20 protein-coding genes, 3 tRNA genes and 1 pseudogene are annotated in these 17,560 nt (G+C 63.0%); 10 read left to right on the plus strand and 14 right to left on the minus strand.

Annotated features, from left to right (window positions below):
• Positions 1 to 59: 59 nt before the first annotated feature.
• The 3 genes from LU688_RS10550 to LU688_RS10560 all read right to left on the minus strand — a co-directional run bounded on the left by LU688_RS10550 (position 60) and on the right by LU688_RS10560 (position 1,755).
• Positions 60 to 818 (minus strand): ATPase, encoded by a 759-nt coding sequence (locus LU688_RS10550; protein WP_104444165.1) that lies wholly within the window; start codon positions 816 to 818, stop codon positions 60 to 62.
• Positions 790 to 1,068: a hypothetical protein gene (locus tag LU688_RS10555; RefSeq protein ID WP_023631519.1), complete on the minus strand. Its 279-nt coding sequence runs from the start codon at positions 1,066 to 1,068 to the stop codon at positions 790 to 792. Before LU688_RS10555 ends, LU688_RS10550 begins: the two co-directional genes overlap by 29 nt.
• 222 nt (positions 1,069 to 1,290) lie before the next feature.
• Positions 1,291 to 1,755: a nuclear transport factor 2 family protein gene (locus LU688_RS10560; RefSeq protein ID WP_046856235.1), complete on the minus strand. Its 465-nt coding sequence runs from the start codon at positions 1,753 to 1,755 to the stop codon at positions 1,291 to 1,293.
• Between the two features lie 179 nt (positions 1,756 to 1,934).
• On the opposite strand from LU688_RS10560, the gene LU688_RS10565 reads away from it, so the two are divergent.
• Positions 1,935 to 2,126 (plus strand): hypothetical protein, encoded by a 192-nt coding sequence (locus tag LU688_RS10565; protein ID WP_023631521.1) that lies wholly within the window; start codon positions 1,935 to 1,937, stop codon positions 2,124 to 2,126.
• Between the two features lies 1 nt (position 2,127).
• Here the strand turns inward: LU688_RS10565 and LU688_RS10570 are convergent, their stop codons facing one another.
• The 3 genes from LU688_RS10570 to nhaR form a co-directional block, all read right to left on the minus strand.
• Complete coding sequence (locus LU688_RS10570; protein WP_038705805.1) at positions 2,128 to 2,766, minus strand: YceH family protein; 639 nt, start codon at positions 2,764 to 2,766, stop codon at positions 2,128 to 2,130.
• Positions 2,767 to 2,890: 124 nt separating this feature from the next.
• A complete protein-coding gene (gene sstT / locus LU688_RS10575) occupies positions 2,891 to 4,102 on the minus strand; it encodes a serine/threonine transporter SstT (RefSeq protein WP_160290867.1) in 1,212 nt (403 codons plus the stop codon).
• A gap of 72 nt (positions 4,103 to 4,174) precedes the next feature.
• Positions 4,175 to 5,068 carry a transcriptional activator NhaR gene (nhaR, locus tag LU688_RS10580; RefSeq protein WP_104444164.1) on the minus strand — a complete coding sequence of 298 codons (894 nt, stop codon included), beginning with the start codon at positions 5,066 to 5,068 and terminating at the stop codon, positions 4,175 to 4,177.
• 131 nt (positions 5,069 to 5,199) lie between these two features.
• On the opposite strand from nhaR, the gene LU688_RS10585 reads away from it, so the two are divergent.
• Both LU688_RS10585 and LU688_RS10590 read left to right on the plus strand, forming a co-directional pair.
• Positions 5,200 to 5,439, plus strand: coding sequence for a hypothetical protein (locus tag LU688_RS10585; RefSeq protein ID WP_023632245.1), 240 nt, complete (start codon positions 5,200 to 5,202; stop codon positions 5,437 to 5,439).
• A gap of 15 nt (positions 5,440 to 5,454) precedes the next feature.
• Positions 5,455 to 6,207, plus strand: a complete 753-nt coding sequence (locus tag LU688_RS10590) for a TerC family protein (protein WP_038705807.1) — start codon at positions 5,455 to 5,457, stop codon at positions 6,205 to 6,207.
• Positions 6,208 to 6,303: 96 nt separating this feature from the next.
• Here LU688_RS10590 and LU688_RS10595 read toward each other — a convergent pair whose 3' ends face one another.
• Positions 6,304 to 6,483 carry a hypothetical protein gene (locus LU688_RS10595; RefSeq protein WP_081941225.1) on the minus strand — a complete coding sequence of 60 codons (180 nt, stop codon included), beginning with the start codon at positions 6,481 to 6,483 and terminating at the stop codon, positions 6,304 to 6,306.
• Between the two features lie 328 nt (positions 6,484 to 6,811).
• Here LU688_RS10595 and LU688_RS10600 point away from each other — a divergent pair, with 328 nt between their 5' ends.
• Positions 6,812 to 7,555, plus strand: a complete 744-nt coding sequence (locus LU688_RS10600) for a peptidase C39 family protein (protein ID WP_094010469.1) — start codon at positions 6,812 to 6,814, stop codon at positions 7,553 to 7,555.
• A 79-nt stretch (positions 7,556 to 7,634) separates the two neighbouring features.
• On the opposite strand, the gene LU688_RS10605 is transcribed toward LU688_RS10600, so the two are convergent.
• Positions 7,635 to 8,918 (minus strand): NAD(P)/FAD-dependent oxidoreductase, encoded by a 1,284-nt coding sequence (locus LU688_RS10605; protein ID WP_094010468.1) that lies wholly within the window; start codon positions 8,916 to 8,918, stop codon positions 7,635 to 7,637.
• A 202-nt stretch (positions 8,919 to 9,120) separates the two neighbouring features.
• Here LU688_RS10605 and LU688_RS10610 point away from each other — a divergent pair.
• The 3 genes from LU688_RS10610 (at position 9,121) to LU688_RS10620 (ending at position 10,200) form a co-directional block, all read left to right on the plus strand.
• Positions 9,121 to 9,197: transfer RNA gene (locus LU688_RS10610), tRNA-Val, on the plus strand.
• Between the two features lie 202 nt (positions 9,198 to 9,399).
• Positions 9,400 to 9,476: transfer RNA gene (locus tag LU688_RS10615), tRNA-Val, on the plus strand.
• 154 nt (positions 9,477 to 9,630) lie between these two features.
• Positions 9,631 to 10,200: an SPOR domain-containing protein gene (locus tag LU688_RS10620; RefSeq protein ID WP_038705819.1), complete on the plus strand. Its 570-nt coding sequence runs from the start codon at positions 9,631 to 9,633 to the stop codon at positions 10,198 to 10,200.
• Positions 10,201 to 10,239: 39 nt separating this feature from the next.
• Here LU688_RS10620 and LU688_RS10625 read toward each other — a convergent pair whose 3' ends face one another.
• Positions 10,240 to 11,280, minus strand: coding sequence for a helix-turn-helix domain-containing protein (locus LU688_RS10625; RefSeq protein WP_160290568.1), 1,041 nt, complete (start codon positions 11,278 to 11,280; stop codon positions 10,240 to 10,242).
• Between the two features lie 135 nt (positions 11,281 to 11,415).
• Here LU688_RS10625 and LU688_RS10630 point away from each other — a divergent pair, with 135 nt between their 5' ends.
• Positions 11,416 to 12,237, plus strand: coding sequence for a class I SAM-dependent methyltransferase (locus tag LU688_RS10630; protein WP_094010748.1), 822 nt, complete (start codon positions 11,416 to 11,418; stop codon positions 12,235 to 12,237).
• 58 nt (positions 12,238 to 12,295) lie between these two features.
• Here the strand turns inward: LU688_RS10630 and LU688_RS10635 are convergent, their stop codons facing one another.
• The 4 genes from LU688_RS10635 to LU688_RS10650 all read right to left on the minus strand — a co-directional run bounded on the left by LU688_RS10635 (position 12,296) and on the right by LU688_RS10650 (position 15,440).
• Positions 12,296 to 13,063, minus strand: a complete 768-nt coding sequence (locus LU688_RS10635) for an SDR family oxidoreductase (RefSeq protein WP_046856224.1) — start codon at positions 13,061 to 13,063, stop codon at positions 12,296 to 12,298.
• A gap of 26 nt (positions 13,064 to 13,089) precedes the next feature.
• Positions 13,090 to 14,157, minus strand: coding sequence for a phosphotransferase family protein (locus tag LU688_RS10640; protein ID WP_094010466.1), 1,068 nt, complete (start codon positions 14,155 to 14,157; stop codon positions 13,090 to 13,092).
• A gap of 197 nt (positions 14,158 to 14,354) precedes the next feature.
• A complete protein-coding gene (locus tag LU688_RS10645) occupies positions 14,355 to 14,672 on the minus strand; it encodes an SCP2 sterol-binding domain-containing protein (protein WP_023630010.1) in 318 nt (105 codons plus the stop codon).
• A gap of 54 nt (positions 14,673 to 14,726) precedes the next feature.
• Positions 14,727 to 15,440, minus strand: coding sequence for a histidine phosphatase family protein (locus tag LU688_RS10650; RefSeq protein ID WP_038705820.1), 714 nt, complete (start codon positions 15,438 to 15,440; stop codon positions 14,727 to 14,729).
• Positions 15,441 to 15,639: 199 nt separating this feature from the next.
• On the opposite strand from LU688_RS10650, the gene sohB reads away from it, so the two are divergent.
• Positions 15,640 to 16,656, plus strand: coding sequence for a protease SohB (gene sohB / locus LU688_RS10655; RefSeq protein WP_094010465.1), 1,017 nt, complete (start codon positions 15,640 to 15,642; stop codon positions 16,654 to 16,656).
• Between the two features lie 144 nt (positions 16,657 to 16,800).
• A tRNA-Cys gene (locus LU688_RS10660) sits at positions 16,801 to 16,874 on the plus strand.
• A gap of 96 nt (positions 16,875 to 16,970) precedes the next feature.
• Here the strand turns inward: LU688_RS10660 and LU688_RS10665 are convergent.
• Positions 16,971 to 17,231, minus strand: a pseudogene (locus tag LU688_RS10665) (site-specific integrase); the annotation flags it as partial.
• Between the last annotated feature and the right edge of the window lie 329 nt (positions 17,232 to 17,560).

The following is a 17,560-nucleotide window of genomic DNA, read 5'->3' on the forward strand; positions in this document are numbered from 1 at the left end:
GATGAGGGCTGCGCAGTATCGCCAAACTGTGGGCAGATGTCGCGGGGCTCTATCTCAACCTAGGTCTCTGCTGGCTGCTCCACTTCATCCACGTAGGCTTCGAAAAACCAGTCGGGTATATCTTCGTTGCGGTACTCCAGTTGCACGCCATCGGTGATTTCCGCCAGCCACACCGCGCTCTGCCCGGAGTTGTCGAACACATAGGCACGATGGCTGGCGGCGATGGCCTCCGGGAGCAGGTCGAGGGAGCGCTCGTAGCGGCTGCGCACCAGATCGTCCCTGACGGGATGGCCGCCCGCGCGCACGCGAATGGCGACCCGCTCGATATTGATCCGCGGGTTTTCGGTCGAGACGAAATAGAGGTAGGTGCGATAGCCCTGGGTTTGTGCCAGGCGCATGAATTCGATCTTGCTCGGGTGCGACATGACGCTTTCGAAGGTGAAACTCTGCTTCGCCTCCAGCAGGCGCTGGCGAATGAAGTCGGCGATCACCGAGGCGAAGTACGAGTCCACTGGCACTGCACGGTAGTCGATCCGGTTGTCGAGCACTTGCAGTTGCCGGGCGTGCATGGCCAGTTGCCGGGAGGCAATCAGATGATGATCGAGATGGAACGTCAGCAGTTCGGCCTGAGTGGCCTGAATACCAAACGGGGCGAGGTCGACGAAGCCGCTGTCCTTTGCCTCTTGCTCGAGTTCGTCGGCATTGACGAAAAGGCGTGTCAGCGCCGCAGGCAGGCTTGCCTTGATGGTGCTCTTGCCCGAGCCGTTGGGGCCCGCAAAAACACGCAGCCTAGGCACGCCCGCCGGCCGTCTGGTCATCGACCCTGCGTACACTGATTATTTCACCGACCCGGACCTTGCGCCGGGGGCTGGCTTGGCCCAGCACGGTCCGGGCACCATCGGCACCGACGCGCACCAGTTCACCGTCATCGACACACAGCACGCCGCGCTGGCTGGCCTGCAGGGCACGCAGGTAGGCCGAATGCGTAGCCTCGCTGGCGTGCAGGGGAATCTGTTGTTCAAGGGTATCGAGGTCCCGTTCGGAGACCTTCTTCGCTTTTGCTGCCATCGCTGGACACCTCCGCGCAATGTGAAACCGCTTGCGCACATGGGAGGCATCATAGCGTCGACGCTGTAAAAAGGCATCAAGGAGGGTCATCGGGCTGTCCTGAAGTGGATTCGCCGCAAAGTCTGGCACAGCGCTGCGCTCACTGTTTCTCCAGGCCGCGTAGTCCGTTTCCCAAACCTGAAACGGGGCCGTCGAGCGGCCCCGCTGATCCGGTGTCGGTCTTCAGAAGCCGAAGTCGCTCAGGCCCGGGTGATCGTCCGGACGGCGCCCCAGGGGCCAGCGGAACTTGCGCTCGGCTTCGCTGATGGGTTGTTCGTTGATGCTGGCGTGGCGATTGCGCATCAGGCCGTCCTCGGCGAACTCCCAGTTCTCGTTGCCGTAGGCGCGGTACCACTGGCCGCTGTCGTCGCGGTACTCATAGGCGTAGCGCACGGCGATGCGGTTGTCGGTGAAGGCCCAGAGCTCCTTGATCAGGCGGTATTCGAGCTCGCGGTTCCACTTGCGGGTGAGGAAGGCCTGGGCCTCTTCGCGGCTGCTGCAGAACTCGGCGCGATTGCGCCAGTGGGTGTCGGTGGTGTAGGCCAGGGCCACTTTGGCGGCGTCGCGGCTGTTCCAGCCGTCTTCGGCAAGGCGGACTTTCTCGATGGCGGTTTCACGGGTGAAGGGGGGCAGTGGTGGGCGGGACATCGTGGTCAATCCTCAAGGTCGGTGGGCTTGGTTTGCAGGATCGAGATTAGTCCGTTCGGCAGGTGGGGAGAATCGGTGCTCTCGGCACTTCATAATTGCTCTTTGCGGAACAATCCCCGTCTGGTTAGTCGGGCCCGTCTGTCTTCTATAGTTACCCCAGACATTCGCTGGAGCCCGCCATGACCCTGATCAGCCGCGAACCCTGGTGGCTCGTCCCGCCCAAGCCCGGGCAGACCGAGCAAGACCTGCACTGGGGCTACCTGGAAATCTACGCCGACGGCCGCACCGTGTTCGTCGACCAGCGCCCCAGTGAGCGGGAGCTGGCCGAACGCAAGAGTTGCCGTAACTTCCCCGACGCCGAAAAGCCCTGAGTCAACCTTCGAGCTGGGCCAGGCGCGCCTCCAGCGCAGCGACCCGTGCTTCCAGCGCCTCGATGCGCTCGTCCGCCGCGCTGGCGCGCGTGCCGCCTTCCTGCTGGCGGGCAGCGAGGATCGCCTCGATCTCGGCCGGGTCGCCCAGGGCGTGGGTGTAGCGGTCTTCGCGCTGGCCGGCCTGGCGCGGCAGGTGCAAGGCCAGGCCCCGCGAGACCAGGCGCTCGAGCTGGTGCTGGACCTGATCGACATCCTCGAACTCATGCAGGCGGTTGCTGCGCGTCAGCAGTTCGCTGAGGGTCTGCGGGCCACGCAGGAACATCAGGCCCATCAGCACCAGCTGCGCCGGTACCAGCTCCAGGCCTTTATCCACCCGCTGTTCCCAACGGTCGGCGCGGCTGCCCATCTGCAGGCGAGCCATCCCCTGGTTCTCCAGGGCGCGCAGGGCCTGGCCAACCTGGCCGGGGGAGAGGTTCATCACCGGTTCGCGGCTGGTCTTCTGGTTGCAGGCCAGGACCAGGGCATTGAGGGTCAGGGGGTAGGTTTCCGGGCTGGTGGCCTGTTTCTCGATCAGTGAGCCGAGCACGCGGATCTCGATGCTGTTGAAACGGCCTTCGCGGGTGCTTTCGTGTTCTGACATGGCCCTGTCTCATTGCGAGGAAAAGGCCACTAGCCTAGGTAAAGCGCCGGGCTTAAGCAATCACTGCTGGCGTCGCCGGCCAAGCCAGCTCCCCTGTGGCGTTGGAGCTGGCACGGCCGGGGTTTCAGCTGCTGGGCCGCTCCATGGCCTGGCAGGCCGCGGCGGTGAACAGCACGTCGGTCGAGGAGTTCAGAGCAGTCTCGGCCGAGTCCTGCAGTACGCCGATGATGAAACCGACCGCCACCACCTGCATGGCGATCTCGCTGGGCACGCCGAACAGGCTGCAGGCCAGCGGGATCAGCAGCAGCGAGCCACCGGCCACGCCCGAGGCGCCGCAAGCGCAGACCGCCGCCACCACGCTGAGCAGCACCGCGGTCGGCAGGTCGACCGGGATGCCCAGGGTGTGCACGGCGGCCAGGGTCAGCACGGTAATAGTGATTGCCGCGCCGGCCATGTTGATGGTCGCGCCCAGCGGGATCGACACCGAATAGGTGTCTTCGTGCAGGCCAAGCTTCTCCGACAGCGCCAGGTTGACCGGGATGTTGGCCGCCGAGCTGCGGGTGAAGAACGCGGTAATGCCGCTTTCGCGCAGGCACAGCAAGGTCAGTGGATAGGGATTGCGGCGGATCTTCCAGTAAACGATCAACGGGTTCATCACCAGGGCCACGAACAGCATGCAGCCCATCAGCACGGCCAGCAGGTGCAGGTAGCCGAGCAGTGCGTCCAGCCCCGACTGCGCCAGGGTGGCGCTGACCAGGCCGAAGATGCCCAGCGGGGCGAAGCGGATCACCATGCGCACGATCAGGGTCACGCCGTTGGACAGGTCCTCGACCACGGTGCGGGTGGTGTCACCGGCATGGCGCAGGGCCACGCCCAGGCCGACGGCCCAGGTCAGCACGCCGATGAAGTTGGCTTTGAGCAATGCGTTGACCGGGTTGTCCACGGCGCTGAGCAACAGGTTCTGCATCACCTCGGTGATGCCGCCGGGGGCGCTCAGCGTGGCCTCGCCGGTGCTCAGCACCAGGTTCGAGGGGAACAGCATGCTGGCCACCACGGCCACCACCGCGGCGGCGAAGGTGCCCAGCAGGTACAGCCAGAGGATCGGGCGGATGTGGGTTTCCTGGCCATGGCGGTGGTTGGCGATCGAGGCCATCACCAAAATGAACACCAGGATCGGCGCCACGGCCTTCAAGGCGCTGACGAAGACCTTGCCGAGGAACCCCAGGTCGCGGGCCACGTCGGGGGCGAGCAGGGCCAGGGCGATGCCGGCCACCAGGCCGATGCAGATCTGCGTCACCAGGCCGGTGCGGTTGATGAGGCGGAGGATGGGGGTCATGTGCAGCGCAATCCAGTTACGTGAAAGCGCGCGACTTTACCACAGACCACGCTGGCGCCTGTAGGCACGGTCCTACCAGTGAAACAGCTCGCGCCGCGCGCCCTCGGTGATCGCCAGGATCCCCGGGTGCTTGACCTTGCGCTCCACCGATATGGCGTAGAACGACTCGTTCACCGCCTCGGTCTGGCCGATCAGGCGCACGCCGTACTGGCGGCAGACCTCTTCGGCGATGACGCTGGGGGCGACGAAAATGCCGCTGCCCGATTGACCGAAGGCTTGCATGAGTGCGCTGTCGTCGAACTCGCCGACGATTCGCGGTTGTACCTGCTGCTCGGCCAGCCAGCGTAGCAGCCGGCTGCGCAGCACGGTTTCCTGGCCCGGGATCAACAGTGGCGCATCGTCCAGGCAGGCGGGGAAGGGCCGAACCAGGCGCTCGGCCAATTCCGGTGTAGCGAAGAAGCTCAGGCCGCACTCGCCGAGCTTCTGGCTGTAGCCCTTGATGTCCAGGTGGCTGGGCATGGGGCTGTCGGAGATCACCAGGTCCAGGCGCTGGATTGCCAAGTCCGCCAGCAGGCGCTCGAGCTTGTCCTCGCGGCAGTTGATACGCAGTACCTCGTCCAATTCCATGGTTGGCGCCAGCAGGCGGTAGACGATGGACTTGGGCACCACATCGGCCACGCCCACGCGAAACAGGATCTGCTCCTGCGGTCCGGCCCGCAGCATGGCCTCCAGTTCGCCGCCGATCTGGAACATCTGCTCGGCGTAGGCCAGGGCCTGGCGCCCGGTCTCGGTCAGTTCCAGCTGGCGCCCGACGCGCTGGAACAGCTCCAGGTTCCAGGTCTGCTCGAACAGGCTGATCTGGCCGCTGATGGTCTGCGGGGTGAGGTTGAGCTGTTCGCTGGCGCGGGCGATGCTGCCGGTCTTGGCCACCGCCCAGAAATAGTGAAGCTGGCGATAGTTGAGCATGCGTTTCTCGATTCGGGAAAACCGAAGTATATACGCTGAAAATACGAATTTTCCGGATGTTTCAGCCCCACTAGAATGCCACCCCATCAGGCGCATGAAGCGCCGCCCGGAATTCGACAAGCGAGGACCTCATGCTACAACTCAAATCCATTGGCACACCGCTGGTGCTGGCCCTGGCCCTGTTCGCCATGTCTGGCTGCGACCAGGCCGAAAAATCCGCCCAGCAGATGCTTGACCAGGCCGCCGAATCGGCCAAGCAGGCCATCGACAAGACCAATGACGCCGCCCAGCAGGCCTTGAGCGACGCCATCGGTGGCGATGGCGGGAAAGCCAAGACCGAAGACGACAAGAAAGACACCCAGGACATCTGAGAGCAGGACTGACCAATGGAATATTTGCTGGAACTCGCCGCAAGCCCCACCGCCTGGGTAGCGCTTGCCACCCTGGTGGCCATGGAGGTCGTGCTCGGCATCGACAACCTGATCTTCATCTCCATCCTTACCAACAAGCTGCCCGAGGCCTATCGTTCCAAGGCGCGGCGCATCGGTATCAGCATGGCTCTGGTCATGCGCCTGGCGCTGCTCAGTACGGTGGCCTGGATTGTCCAGCTGACCGAGCCGGTGATCGAAGTCTTCGGCCACACGTTCTCGTGGAAGGACATGATCCTCATTGCCGGTGGCCTGTTCCTGCTGTGGAAGGCGACCAAGGAGATCCATGAAAGTGTCGACCCTCATGGCGCCAAGGAAGAGTCCAAGGCCGGCAACGTCGTGACTATCGGCTTCACCGCGGCGATCTTCCAGATCCTGCTGCTGGACATCGTCTTCTCGATCGACAGCATCATTACCGCCGTGGGCATGACCGAGCACCTGCCGATCATGATCATCGCCGTGATCAGTGCCGTGATCGTGATGCTGGTGGCCGCCGACCCGCTGGCCAAGTTCATCAACGACAACCCGACCGTGGTGATGCTGGCCCTGGGCTTCCTGATCATGATCGGCATGACCCTGATCGCCGAAGGCTTCGGCGCCCATGTGCCGAAAGGCTACGTATACGCTGCCATGGCGTTCTCGACCGCGATCGAGATCCTCAACATCATGGCCCGCCGGGCGCGCTTGAAACGTGAGGCGACCGAGGGCTGACCTGGCGTGAACCATCGCGGGGCCAGCCCGCCGCCACAAGACATGTAGCTTGTGGCGGCGGGCTGGCCCCGCGATGCGTTTCAGGAAAGCTTCAGCTCAATGCGCCCCGGCATGCCGACGCGCACGGCGCACAGGTTGTGGTTTGACCAGGGCTTGAGGGGGTAGGTGATGTGGGTGCGCATGGCGGCGCACGATGCGCAGTACGCCCCAGAGCATGGCGGCTGCGACGCTCAGCCACATGCCAACCAGCATTAGAATTGCCATTGTCAGGCTCATGTGTGCCTCCTTCTCTCTGGCGAGCCAGGCCCGCCATCCAGACACTGCTTTAGTCTAGCCTTTTACCTGTGACGTTCCATTGACCGAAGGTCTAGGCTTTGTACGAAAAGTGCCTGCGCGACGATCATGCTGCGTAGAAAACAGTCTGGTGCGCCAGCCCGGTCGGAATGCTCATTGACAACCAGTCAAGTCGGGCGCGACCCCGGTCGTTCCTCGCCTGTTTTGGCCTTGCCTGATCGCCGCTCGGCTACTTTTCATACAAACCCACGTGCTCGGGCCGTTTCGTTCCAAGCCCGCGTCGGGCTATACCCAAAGCCGCCCGCGCCCTATGATCGGCACTCATGGCCGGGCACCGCCTGCCTGGCGCTGGATCATGCGAGTGTCCATGTTGCAAAAACTCATCACGTCCCGGGCCCTGGGCCCACGTCGCCTGTTGGCCGCCTGCCTGGTGGCGGCCACGTTGTCGGGTTGTGCCAGCGCGCCACCGGCCGCGCTCAAGGGCCTGCCGCAGCGGGTCGAGATCAGCAGGGTTCCCTTCTACGGCGGCAACGCCAACCACAGTGGCTCGATGGCCCTGGCCGCCGTGTTGTCGCAGCAGGGCGCGCCGATCACGCCGGGCCTGCTCGACAAGTCGCTGGGCCTGCCTGCCGCCGCCGAGTCCCTGGAAACCGGCATTCCTCGGGTTGCCCGTGAATACGGCCGGGTCGTCTACCCGCTGGACAAACATCTGGATGCCTTGCTTGCCCAGGTGGCGGCGGGCTACCCGGTGTTGCTGCGTTATCAGGAAGGTTCGGCGTGGTGGAGCGAGCCGCGCTATGCGGTGCTGATCGGCTATGACCGCTACAAACAGCGGGTATTGCTGCGCTCGGGCATGCATCGGCGCCAGTTGATGGCCTTCGATGATTTCGAGTCGGCGTGGGCCAAGGAGGGTAACTGGGCGGTGTTGCTGCAATCACCACGGCAATTGCCGGCCCAGGTGGATCGCCAGCGCTGGTTGCAGGCGGCGGATGAACTGGCCCGTTCGGGGCAGGAGATCGCGGCGAGGCAGGCTGTCACCAGCCTCGGACGCTGAGGCTGAAATGATCGCGGGGCAAGCCCGCTCCCACAAGATTGGCCTTGTGGGAGCGGGCTTGCCCCGCGATGGCTTTACATCAGAAGCCCAGGCGATCGCGCAGGCTGTAGTACCAGGCGCCGATGGCGCTGAACGGCACACGGAGCATCTGGCCACCCGGGAACGGGTAGTGCGGCAGGCCGGCGAACGCGTCGAAGCGCTCGGCCTGGCCGCGCAGGGCTTCGGCCAGCACTTTGCCCGCCAGGTGGGTGTAGGTCACGCCGTGGCCCGAGCAACCCTGCGAGTAGTAGATGTTGTCACCGATGCGGCCGACCTGGGGCAGGCGCGACAGGGTCAGCAGGAAGTTGCCGGTCCAGGCGTAGTCAATCTTGACATTCTTGAGCTGCGGGAAAGCCTTGAGCATCTTCGGACGGATGATTGCCTCGATGTTTGCCGGGTCGCGCGCACCGTATACCACGCCGCCGCCGAAGATAAGGCGCTTGTCGCTGGTCAGGCGGTAGTAGTCGAGCAGGTAGTTGCAGTCCTCGACGCAGTAGTCTTGCGGCAGCAAGGTGCGGGCCAGTTCCTCGCCCAGCGGCTCGGTGGTGATCACCTGGGTGCCGCAGGGCATCGACTTGGCAGCCAGCTCCGGTACCAGGTTGCCCAGGTAGGCATTGCCGGCGACGATGATGAACTTGGCTCGCACTTTGCCCTGCGGGGTGTGTACCACAGGGTTGGCGCCACGTTCGATGCGCACGGCCGGGGTTTGCTCATAGATGATGCCACCCAGCGACTCGACCGCGGCGGCTTCGCCCAGGGCCAGGTTCAGCGGGTGGATATGGCCGCCACTCATGTCGAGCATGCCGCCAATATAGTTGTCGCAGGCCACCACTTCGCGGATACGCTTCTGGTCCATCAGCTCCAGCTGAGTATGGCCAAAGCGTTCCCACAGGCGTTTTTGCGATTCCAGGTGGCCCATCTGCTTACTGGTCAGCGCGGCGAACACGCCGCCGTCCTTCAGGTCGCACTGGATGTCATACTTGGCCACGCGCTCACGGATGATACGCCCGCCCTCGAAGGCCATCTGGCCGAGCAGTTGCGCCTGCTTGGGGCCGACGGTGCGCTCGATGACATCGATGTCGCGGCTATAGCTGTTGACGATCTGGCCACCGTTGCGGCCCGAGGCGCCGAAACCGACCTTGGCGGCCTCGACGATGCTCACCTTGAAGCCGTTCTCCAGCAGGAACAGGGCGCTGGACAGGCCGGTGTAGCCGGCACCGATGATGCACACATCGGTTTCCACCTCACCCTGCAGCGCCGGACGTGGCGGCACCGGGTTGGCCGAGGCGGCGTAGTAGGACTGGGGGTAGGGGGTGTTAGCCATGCTCGAGGAACCTCGTGTTTTATATTTTTAACGAATGTACCGATGCTATCAATAATAATAAACACCCGCTAGTCGTCCGGTGAAAATCCTTTACGCCCCCCTGAAGCTCGGCCTTTCTATAAATAGTTTAAGATTCAGTAGCTTAGCGTGAAAAAAACAGTTGACAGGGTATCTGGATCGCGTAGAATGCGCCCCACACGACAGGCACATAGCTCAGTTGGTTAGAGCACCACCTTGACATGGTGGGGGTCGTTGGTTCGAGTCCAATTGTGCCTACCAAATCAGAAGAGGGCGATCCGCAAGGATCGCCCTTTTTGCTTTTGGTCGCGTCCAGCGGGCGAACCAGATGCGAGCTCGGCCGGTAAAAGCCTTTTCCGCAGGTCGCCGGGGCGGTTCGGATGAATTTCGCAAAGTTTTTGATTTTTTTGAAAAAAACGCTTTACAGGCGCGCAGTCGATCACTAATATGCGCCCCACACGACAGGCACATAGCTCAGTTGGTTAGAGCACCACCTTGACATGGTGGGGGTCGTTGGTTCGAGTCCAATTGTGCCTACCAAATCAGAAGAGGGCGATCCGAAAGGATCGCCCTTTTTGCTTTCCGCCGTTCCTGGCCGCCGACACACGCTGCAACTTTCCACCTTCGCCTCATCCCTGCGGCCGAGCGGTTCGCTCATGCTAGAATCCGCTCCTTCGAATCTGGAGGTACAGGCGTGCGCAAACTGGCGGTGGTAATGGCGGTGTTGGCCCTGGCGGGCTGTAACAACGAGGTCGAAGGCGTGCACAAGCAGGTGGCCGAGCACCTGAACAACCCCAAGACGGCCAAGTTCGCCAACGTGCGTTTCGACACCCAGGGCTCCATCTGCGGCCAGGTGCGCGGCAAGGATGATGCCGGTCAGTACGAGCCTTACCGCAGCTATGTGGCGATCAAGCACGATGGCCAGTACGAGATCCTCATCGACGAGACCGGCAACAACCTGCGAATCCGCGAAGTCTGCGGTGGCGCCGACCTGCAGCGCCGCGCCGAGGCGCTGGCCGACCAGCCGGCGCCGGAAGGTTGGGATGTCGAGGTGATCCAGGGGCCGAACATGGGCGCCCTGACCGACATGACCGCACGCCTGATCGAAAAGGGCATTCCGTCCTGGGTCGAATACCGCGACGGCAAGCCGGTGGTACTGATGGGGCCGTTCCCGGCCAAGGCCGAGGCGGACGCGCGCAAGGCCGAGGTGATGGCCAAGCTGGGCACCGACTCGATCGTCATCCAGCACGGCGTCAAACGCTGACTGTCACCTGTACCTATCAGGTTCGACGCTGGGCAGGTGTCAGTTAGGACGCGTGCTTGCCTCGCGTTCGGTGCCGATCTCCTCGAACACGCTGATCAGATGTTCCGGCTGCCCGTCGGCGCGGCGCTCCAGCGAGGTGCGTGCCCGCACCCAGAGGTAGTGCCCGTCTTTATGGCGAACACGCTTCTGTACTTCGTATCGCTCGATCTCGCCGGCCAGCAGGCGCCGCAGTAGCGCCAGGTTGTCCGGCAGGTCCTCGGGGTGGGTGAGTTGCTGGAACGTCGTTCCGTACAGCTCGTCCTCACGGTAACCCAGCAGTTCGCAAAGGCTGCCGTTGACCCGCTGCCAGCTGCCATCCGGGTCAATGTAGGCCAGCGCGCCCCAGGCCAGTTCGAATATGGTGCGAAAGCGCGCCTCGCTCTGGCGCAACTCTTCTTCAGCCACCTTGCGCTCGGTATTGTCCATGCTGATGCCAACCATTTTCACCGGGCGGCCGGCGCTGTCGCCCAGCACCGTCGCGCGCGAGGCGATCCAGCGTTGACCGCCGTCGGGGCGGGTGATGCGGAAGTCGCACTCGCAGCCTGTACCGTCGGCCACGGCCTGGGCATACATGCCCTGCATGTGGCTGGCGTCCTCGGGGTGGATGTGCTCCCAGAAGTCCTCGTTGCGCCGTAGTGGCCAGCCATATACCGCCTCGACATTGGGCGAGTAGGTCACGTCGTCGGTGACCAGGTTCCACTCCCAGGTGACGATGCGCGCACCCTCCTGCGCCAGCTTCATGCGTGTCTCGCTCTCCATGATTTCGGCGGTGTAGCGTCGGCGCACGTCGGTCATCGGCAGCTCGACCACCTCGGCCTGCTGCACGCTGTGCAGGGCCTCCTCGCCGTAGCGCAGCCAGATCCAGTTGACCTTGAGCAACTCGGCCAGTTTGCGCAGGTTGGCGTAGTCGATCTCGCCACCGCGGGTCCACTTGTGCACCGCCGTGCGCGAGATTCCAAGGGCCGTGCCCACCGCCTGCAGGGTCAGCTTGTGGTGTTCGAGCAGTTCCTTGAGGCGAAAGGCGAAGCTGTTTTCCGTCATGGGTGCTGGATCCTTGGGCATGGACGAGGCGCTCAGTATACCTGAGCTGTCAACCTCAGGTTGACAGAGCGGTTGCCGCGCCCGACGGCGCCAGTTAACGTGGCGCCTGACCTATTCAGGACAGGGATGCACCGCATGAGCCGATCACTGGAACTCAACCGCGCCAGTTGGAATGAACGGGCGCCACTGCACGCTGCCTCGAAGGACTACGAGGTCGAACGCTTTGTCGCCGAACCCGGCCATCTGTCCGAGGTGGTGCGTTTCGACCTGCCGCGCCTGGGCGATATCCATGGCCTGCGCGCGGTGCACCTGCAATGCCATATCGGTACCGACACCTTGTCGCTGGCGCGCCTGGGTGCGGATGTCTGTGGCCTGGACTTCTCTGCCGCCTCGCTGACCCAGGCGCGTGACCTGGCCGAACGGTGCGGCGCTGGTATTGCCTATGTCGAAGCGGACGTCTACCAGGCGGCACAGGTGCTGCCTGCCGATAGTTTCGATCTGGTCTACACCGGTATCGGCGCGTTGTGCTGGCTGCCGAGTATCGAGCGCTGGGCGCAGGCAGTGGCGGCATTGCTCAAGCCGGGCGGACGCCTGTTTCTGCGCGACGGCCACCCGATGCTGATGGCGGTCAACGAAGACCATGCGGACCGTTTGCAACTGGAGTATCCGTACTTCGAGCGCGAGGCGCCCACTGTGTGGATCAGCGACCAGACCTACGTCGACACCGACCAGGCCCTGACGCAGACTGAAACCCATGAGTGGAACCATGGCCTCGGCGAGGTGATCACCGCGCTGTTGCGCAACGGCCTACGCATCACTGCCCTGGACGAGCACCAGAGCATTCCCTGGGAGGCCTTGCCTGGGCAGATGGCGTTGGGTGATGACGGCGAGTGGCGCCTGGTCGAGGCGCCATGGCGGCTACCGCTGAGCTACACGTTGCAGGCAATAAAGGTCTAGGCCGCAAGCTTTGTGGGAGCAAGCCCGCTCCCACAAGCCAGTCAGGCCTGGTGCACCGTCAGGACAAGAACCCGCCGTCCACATTGAGCGCGGTACCGGTGGTATAGCTGGAGGCGTCGCTGGCCAGGTACAGCACCGCCCCGGCCATCTCGCTCGGGTCGGCCACGCGCTTGAGCGGGATCTGCTGCAACGCGGCATTGCGGATGCTGTCGTTCTTCACCAGCGCCGAGGCGAACTTGGTGTCGGTCAGGCCCGGCAGCAGGGCGTTGCAGCGGATGCCGAACTGCGCGCACTCCTTGGCAAACACCTTGGTCATGTTGATCACGGCCGCCTTGGTCACCGAGTAGATGCCCTGGAACAGCCCCGGTGACACTCCGTTGATCGAGGCCACGTTGATGATGCTGCCACCGCCGTGCTCGCGCATCAGCTTGCCGGCTTCCACCGACATGAAGAAGTAACCGCGGATATTGACGTCGACGGTCTTCTGGAAAGCGCCCAGGTCGGTATCCAGCACGTTGCAGAACTGCGGGTTGGTGGCGGCGTTGTTGACCAGGATGTCGAGGCGCCCGAACTGTTCGCGGATGCCGGCGAACACCTGCTGGATCTGCTCCATCTCACCGATATGGCAGGCCACCGCGGTTGCCTTGCCGCCGGCGGCTACGATCGCCTCGGCCACTTGCTGGCAGCCGTCGAGCTTGCGGCTGGAGACGATCACATGGGCGCCCTGCTGGGCCAGCAGGTGGGCGATGGCTTCACCGATGCCACGGCTGGCACCGGAAACGAAGGCGATCTTGCCGTCGAGGTCGAACAGGTGGGTCTTGGACATTCGGGTATTCCTTGTTGTGGGCCGGGTTACAGGCTGGATTTGCCGATCAGTTGCAGGCTCATGTGCTCCAGCAGCTTGTTCATGTGGATGAACTGGGCGAAGCGTTTGTCCTGGGTCTGGCCGTGGAAGAAGCGGTAGTAGATCTGCTGGACGATGCCGGCCAGGCGGAACAGGCCGTAGCAGTAATAGAAGTCGAAGTTGTCGATACGGATGCCGGCGCGCTCGGCGTAGTAGTCGACAAACTGCTGGCGGGTCAGCATGCCCGGCGCATTGCTCGGCTGGCGACGCATCAGCTGTACTGGCGCTGGGTCGCCGGCCTCGATCCAGTAGGCCAGGCTGTTGCCCAGGTCCATCAGCGGATCGCCGATGGTGGCCATTTCCCAGTCCAGCACGCCGATGATGCGCATCGGGTTGGTGCTGTCGAGGATGACATTGTCGAAGCGGTAGTCGTTATGCACGATGCCCGGGCGCGGGTGGTCGGCGGGCATTTTCTCGCGCAGCCAGGCGATCACCTGTTCCCAGCGTGGCGCGTCGGGGGTCAGGGCTTTTTCATAGCGGCTGGCCCAGCCTTCGATCTGGCGCTGCACATAACCTTCCGGCTTGCCCAGGTCGGCCAGGCCGCATGCCTGGTAGTCCACCTGGTGCAGCTCGACCAGGCGATCGATGAAGCTCTTGCACAGTGCCTCGGTCCGACCGGCGTCCAGGTCGAGTTCGGCGGGGATGTCCGAACGCAGGATGATGCCGTTGACCCGCTCCATCACGTAGAACTCGCCGCCGATCAGGGCTTCATCGGTGCAGTGCACGTGGGCCTTGGGGCAATAGGGGAAACCGGCGTTGAGCTGGTTGAGGATACGGAACTCGCGGCCCATGTCGTGGGCCGACTTGGCTTTGTGGCCGAACGGTGGGCGGCGCAGGACGAATTCCTTGCCCGGGTAGGCCACCAGGTAGGTCAGGTTCGAGGCGCCACCGGGAAACTGGCTGATGGTCGGGCTGCCCTGCAGGCCAGGTATATGACCCTTGAGGTACGGATCGATGACGGCCGCGTCGAGTTCTTCGCCGGGGCGTACCTGGGTGGACTGGTCGGTGAGCGTCATGCGATTTCCTTATGATCGATAGCAAGGACTATTGGCTAATCTAATTTCCTGTCGAAGCTGGTACAAGCGTGCCAGGCGCTTATTGGCCTGGGTGTTGCCGGCCGATCAATGGCCCTGATGGACCGGCGTTGCGCGGGCGAAAAAAAACCGAAGCGCATCAGGCTTCGGTCTTTTTCATTCGCGATCTACCGCGCCAATCAGGCCGGGAACAGCTCGCTGAGCTTCATCGACAGCATCATGTCGCCTTCGACGCGCAGCTTGCCGCCCATGAAGGCCTGCATGCCGTCGGTGTCACCGCTGACGATGCCCTTGAGGGTTTCGCTGTCCATTACCAGGGTGCAGTTGGCGTCGGCGTTCTCGCCTTCCTGGATCTCGCAGGTACCGTCCTTGACCAGCAGGGCGTAGTGCTTGTCTTCGTCGGTGATGTTGAAGCCGAACACCAGGTCCAGGCCGGCGGCAGCTGCAGGGTTGAATTTTGCCTTCATCGCCTCGACGGCTTTAGCTACATCGCTCATGGTGTATTCCTTGTTAAGTGATATTCGCGTCCGCAAGGACACAACAGACCGGGCTCATCGGTAGGTGACGAGCTCCGGCAACCGCAACAGCCGCACATGGGCTTGGCTGTTGAAGGAAGCCAGGGTGACGTCGCGGCCACGGAACTTCAGGTGGCTGAGCGACGTGTTGATGATCTGCCAGTTCAGGGTGAATGCCTGAGCCGGCGTGATTCCGCTTACCAGGTGGAGCAGGGCGGCGATGGTGCCGCCGGAAGTGAACAGGGCGATGTTGTCGCCGCTGGCGGCGCTGTCGAGCAGGCGCTCCAGGCCGTCGCCGACCCGGCCAGTGAAGGACTGCCAGGTTTCCAGGCGGTCGTCGTGGTCGTGGTCGCCATCGTGCCAGCGCTGCACCATCAGCGCGAACAGGCGCTGGAACTCGCTGCGGTGCTGGGCACCGTTGCGCAGTACATGCAGGGCTTCGGGCTCTTCAGGCAGCAGGCGCGGGAGCAGGGCGCGAATCACGCCATCGGCGTCGAACTCGTTGAAGGCTGCATCGGTCTCAATGGCCGGCACCGGGTTGCCATGGGCATGCAGCGCGTCCAGGGCCAGGCGGGCGGTATCCTGCTGGCGGCGCAAGGTACCCGCCACGCAGCGGTCCAGGCGCAGGCCCAGTTGGGCGAGGTGTTCACCCAGCGCCTGGCTCTGACGTTCGCCCACGGGCGACAGCACGTCGTAGTCGGCGGCACCAAAGGAGGCTTGGCCATGTCGGATCAGGTAGAGGTTTCCCACGTTGAAGTCCGGCCCGGTTGGAGGTTGTTGCGAGGTTAGGTTGCCCCAGGCGGGCTGTCAACGAAAAAACATACAAGTGTTTGAAAAGGTCGTTTGAACTGTGTTGCCAGCATTTTCACCCGCTGGCAGCGCCTCTGGCGCCCCGGTATGCTTGCATCCAGTTCGCGCCCTTGCGGCGCTGGTTTATCAAGGAGTCAATGTGGAGTTTCTTGCCGAATACGCAAGCTTTCTCGCCAAAACCGCCACCCTGGTGATCGCTATCCTTGTGGTGCTGTCGGCCATCGCCGGCCTGCGTGGCAAAGGGCGGCGCAAGCCGGGCGGGCAACTGCAGGTCACCCGCCTCAACGAGTTCTACAAGGAACTGCGCGAGCGCCTGGAGTCGGGCCTGCTCGACAAGGCCCAGCTCAAGGCTGTGCGCAAGCAGCAGGCCAAGGCGGAAAAACAGCAGAAGAAAAAGCCTGAGGACAAGCGCCGGGTGTTCGTCCTCGATTTCGACGGCGACATCAAGGCCTCGGCCACCGAGAGCCTGCGCAACGAGATCACCGCGCTGCTGACCCTGGCCACCCCACGTGACGAGGTGGTGCTGCGCCTGGAGAGTGGCGGTGGCATGGTGCACAGCTATGGCCTGGCGGCCTCGCAGCTGGCGCGCATCCGCGAGGCCGGTATCCCGCTGACCATCTGCATCGACAAGGTCGCCGCCAGCGGTGGCTACATGATGGCCTGTATCGGCGAGAAGATCGTCAGCGCGCCGTTTGCCGTGCTCGGTTCCATTGGCGTGGTGGCGCAGATGCCCAACCTCAATCGTCTGTTGAAGAAGCATGACATCGATTTCGAAGTGCTCACCGCCGGCGAATACAAGCGCACCCTGACCGTGTTCGGCGAGAACACCGAGAAGGGTCGGGAGAAGTTTCAGGAAGACCTGGACATCACCCACCAGCTGTTCAAGGATTTCGTCGCCCGCTACCGCCCGCAGCTTCATATAGACGAAGTGGCGACCGGCGAGGTCTGGCTCGGCATCGCTGCGCTCAATCGCCAGCTGGTCGACGAGCTGGGCACCAGTGACGAATACCTGAGCCGCAGCGCCCGCGAGGCCAACGTGTTCCACCTGCGCTTCGCCGAGCGCAAGAGCCTGCAGGAGCGCATCGGCGTGGCTGCCAGCGGGGCAGTGGAGAACACCCTGGTTGGCTTGTGGAGCAAACTCGGGCGTCTGCGCTAACACCTTGAACCCCTTGAAGATTTTTTTCTTCAAGGGGGTTGCAAGGTCCATCGAATGCCGACATAATGGCCTCCATCGAAACGCAGCTGACTTGAAAAAGCCCAGCGGTTTCAAGGAGATAGCGAAAGCTGACTCCGACTTTGAGGCCGAGTAGCAAAGTGGTTATGCTCCGGATTGCAAATCCGTCTACGCCGGTTCGATTCCGACCTCGGCCTCCACTATTCGAAACCCCGCAGATCTAGGTCTGCGGGGTTTTTCTTTGTACGCAAGAAACGCCAAGAGTTCCGAAACAAAAGGCATGGAGTTCCGAAACTTTAGCCTTTTGAAGGCTTGGCGATCGCTCCGACTCGACGATAAACGCGCTCGGTGATTCCCTCTTTCGAGTGGCCCAACAGCACACTTGCATCGCTCAGATCGTTGATCTCCGACGCCGCCTTCGGTCGGATGCCCCTGAACTGGAACTGCGCTATCCGGTTGACCAGGTCGGGTTTCTTCTCCAGTTCAGCCTTCACTCTGGCTGCCTCTCTTGCTTCTGCCCATCGGTTGCGAAGCATCCCCCAGCTCATGCGCTTCCCGACCCCACCAATTCAACGATGGACTAGCTCCAGCGAAAGCTGAAGGAAAACTCGAAACCGTGTCCGGGATGAGTTGACCACTACACAGTGGAGGTCCCGTTGGGTGCATCGGCTTGGCGCCGTGAGGCCACAGTGAGAGCTGCGGTTGCGGCAGGACAGGCTGCGAAGAAGCGCATCGAGGCGCTTGAAGAGGGTGTGATCACCCTGCCGGAGCTTCTACGACATGAACACCTGGGATCTTTGTGCTACGCCGGAGTCCACGCGCCGTCGATGGAGGCTGGAGATAAATGAAAAGTGGTTCTTCTTGCTCAAAGCGATTCACAAGTGCC

Origin of the sequence: Pseudomonas soli (assembly GCF_021283165.2) — a bacterium.
In the GTDB taxonomy this organism is placed as follows: Bacteria; Pseudomonadota; Gammaproteobacteria; order Pseudomonadales; family Pseudomonadaceae; genus Aquipseudomonas; species Aquipseudomonas soli.

What these genes read in the sequence shown, in the direction of transcription:
- LU688_RS10550 (WP_104444165.1), bottom strand. Translation starts at nt 818, where the DNA reads ATGACCAGACGGCCGGCGGGCGTGCCTAGGCTGCGTGTTTTTGCGGGC.
- LU688_RS10555 (WP_023631519.1), bottom strand. Translation starts at nt 1,068, where the DNA reads ATGGCAGCAAAAGCGAAGAAGGTCTCCGAACGGGACCTCGATACCCTT.
- LU688_RS10560 (WP_046856235.1), bottom strand. Translation starts at nt 1,755, where the DNA reads ATGTCCCGCCCACCACTGCCCCCCTTCACCCGTGAAACCGCCATCGAG.
- LU688_RS10565 (WP_023631521.1), top strand. Translation starts at nt 1,935, where the DNA reads ATGACCCTGATCAGCCGCGAACCCTGGTGGCTCGTCCCGCCCAAGCCC.
- LU688_RS10570 (WP_038705805.1), bottom strand. Translation starts at nt 2,766, where the DNA reads ATGTCAGAACACGAAAGCACCCGCGAAGGCCGTTTCAACAGCATCGAG.
- sstT (WP_160290867.1), bottom strand. Translation starts at nt 4,102, where the DNA reads ATGACCCCCATCCTCCGCCTCATCAACCGCACCGGCCTGGTGACGCAG.
- nhaR (WP_104444164.1), bottom strand. Translation starts at nt 5,068, where the DNA reads ATGCTCAACTATCGCCAGCTTCACTATTTCTGGGCGGTGGCCAAGACC.
- LU688_RS10585 (WP_023632245.1), top strand. Translation starts at nt 5,200, where the DNA reads ATGCTACAACTCAAATCCATTGGCACACCGCTGGTGCTGGCCCTGGCC.
- LU688_RS10590 (WP_038705807.1), top strand. Translation starts at nt 5,455, where the DNA reads ATGGAATATTTGCTGGAACTCGCCGCAAGCCCCACCGCCTGGGTAGCG.
- LU688_RS10595 (WP_081941225.1), bottom strand. Translation starts at nt 6,483, where the DNA reads ATGAGCCTGACAATGGCAATTCTAATGCTGGTTGGCATGTGGCTGAGC.
- LU688_RS10600 (WP_094010469.1), top strand. Translation starts at nt 6,812, where the DNA reads ATGATCGGCACTCATGGCCGGGCACCGCCTGCCTGGCGCTGGATCATG.
- LU688_RS10605 (WP_094010468.1), bottom strand. Translation starts at nt 8,918, where the DNA reads ATGGCTAACACCCCCTACCCCCAGTCCTACTACGCCGCCTCGGCCAAC.
- LU688_RS10625 (WP_160290568.1), bottom strand. Translation starts at nt 11,280, where the DNA reads ATGACGGAAAACAGCTTCGCCTTTCGCCTCAAGGAACTGCTCGAACAC.
- LU688_RS10630 (WP_094010748.1), top strand. Translation starts at nt 11,416, where the DNA reads ATGAGCCGATCACTGGAACTCAACCGCGCCAGTTGGAATGAACGGGCG.
- LU688_RS10635 (WP_046856224.1), bottom strand. Translation starts at nt 13,063, where the DNA reads ATGTCCAAGACCCACCTGTTCGACCTCGACGGCAAGATCGCCTTCGTT.
- LU688_RS10640 (WP_094010466.1), bottom strand. Translation starts at nt 14,157, where the DNA reads ATGACGCTCACCGACCAGTCCACCCAGGTACGCCCCGGCGAAGAACTC.
- LU688_RS10645 (WP_023630010.1), bottom strand. Translation starts at nt 14,672, where the DNA reads ATGAGCGATGTAGCTAAAGCCGTCGAGGCGATGAAGGCAAAATTCAAC.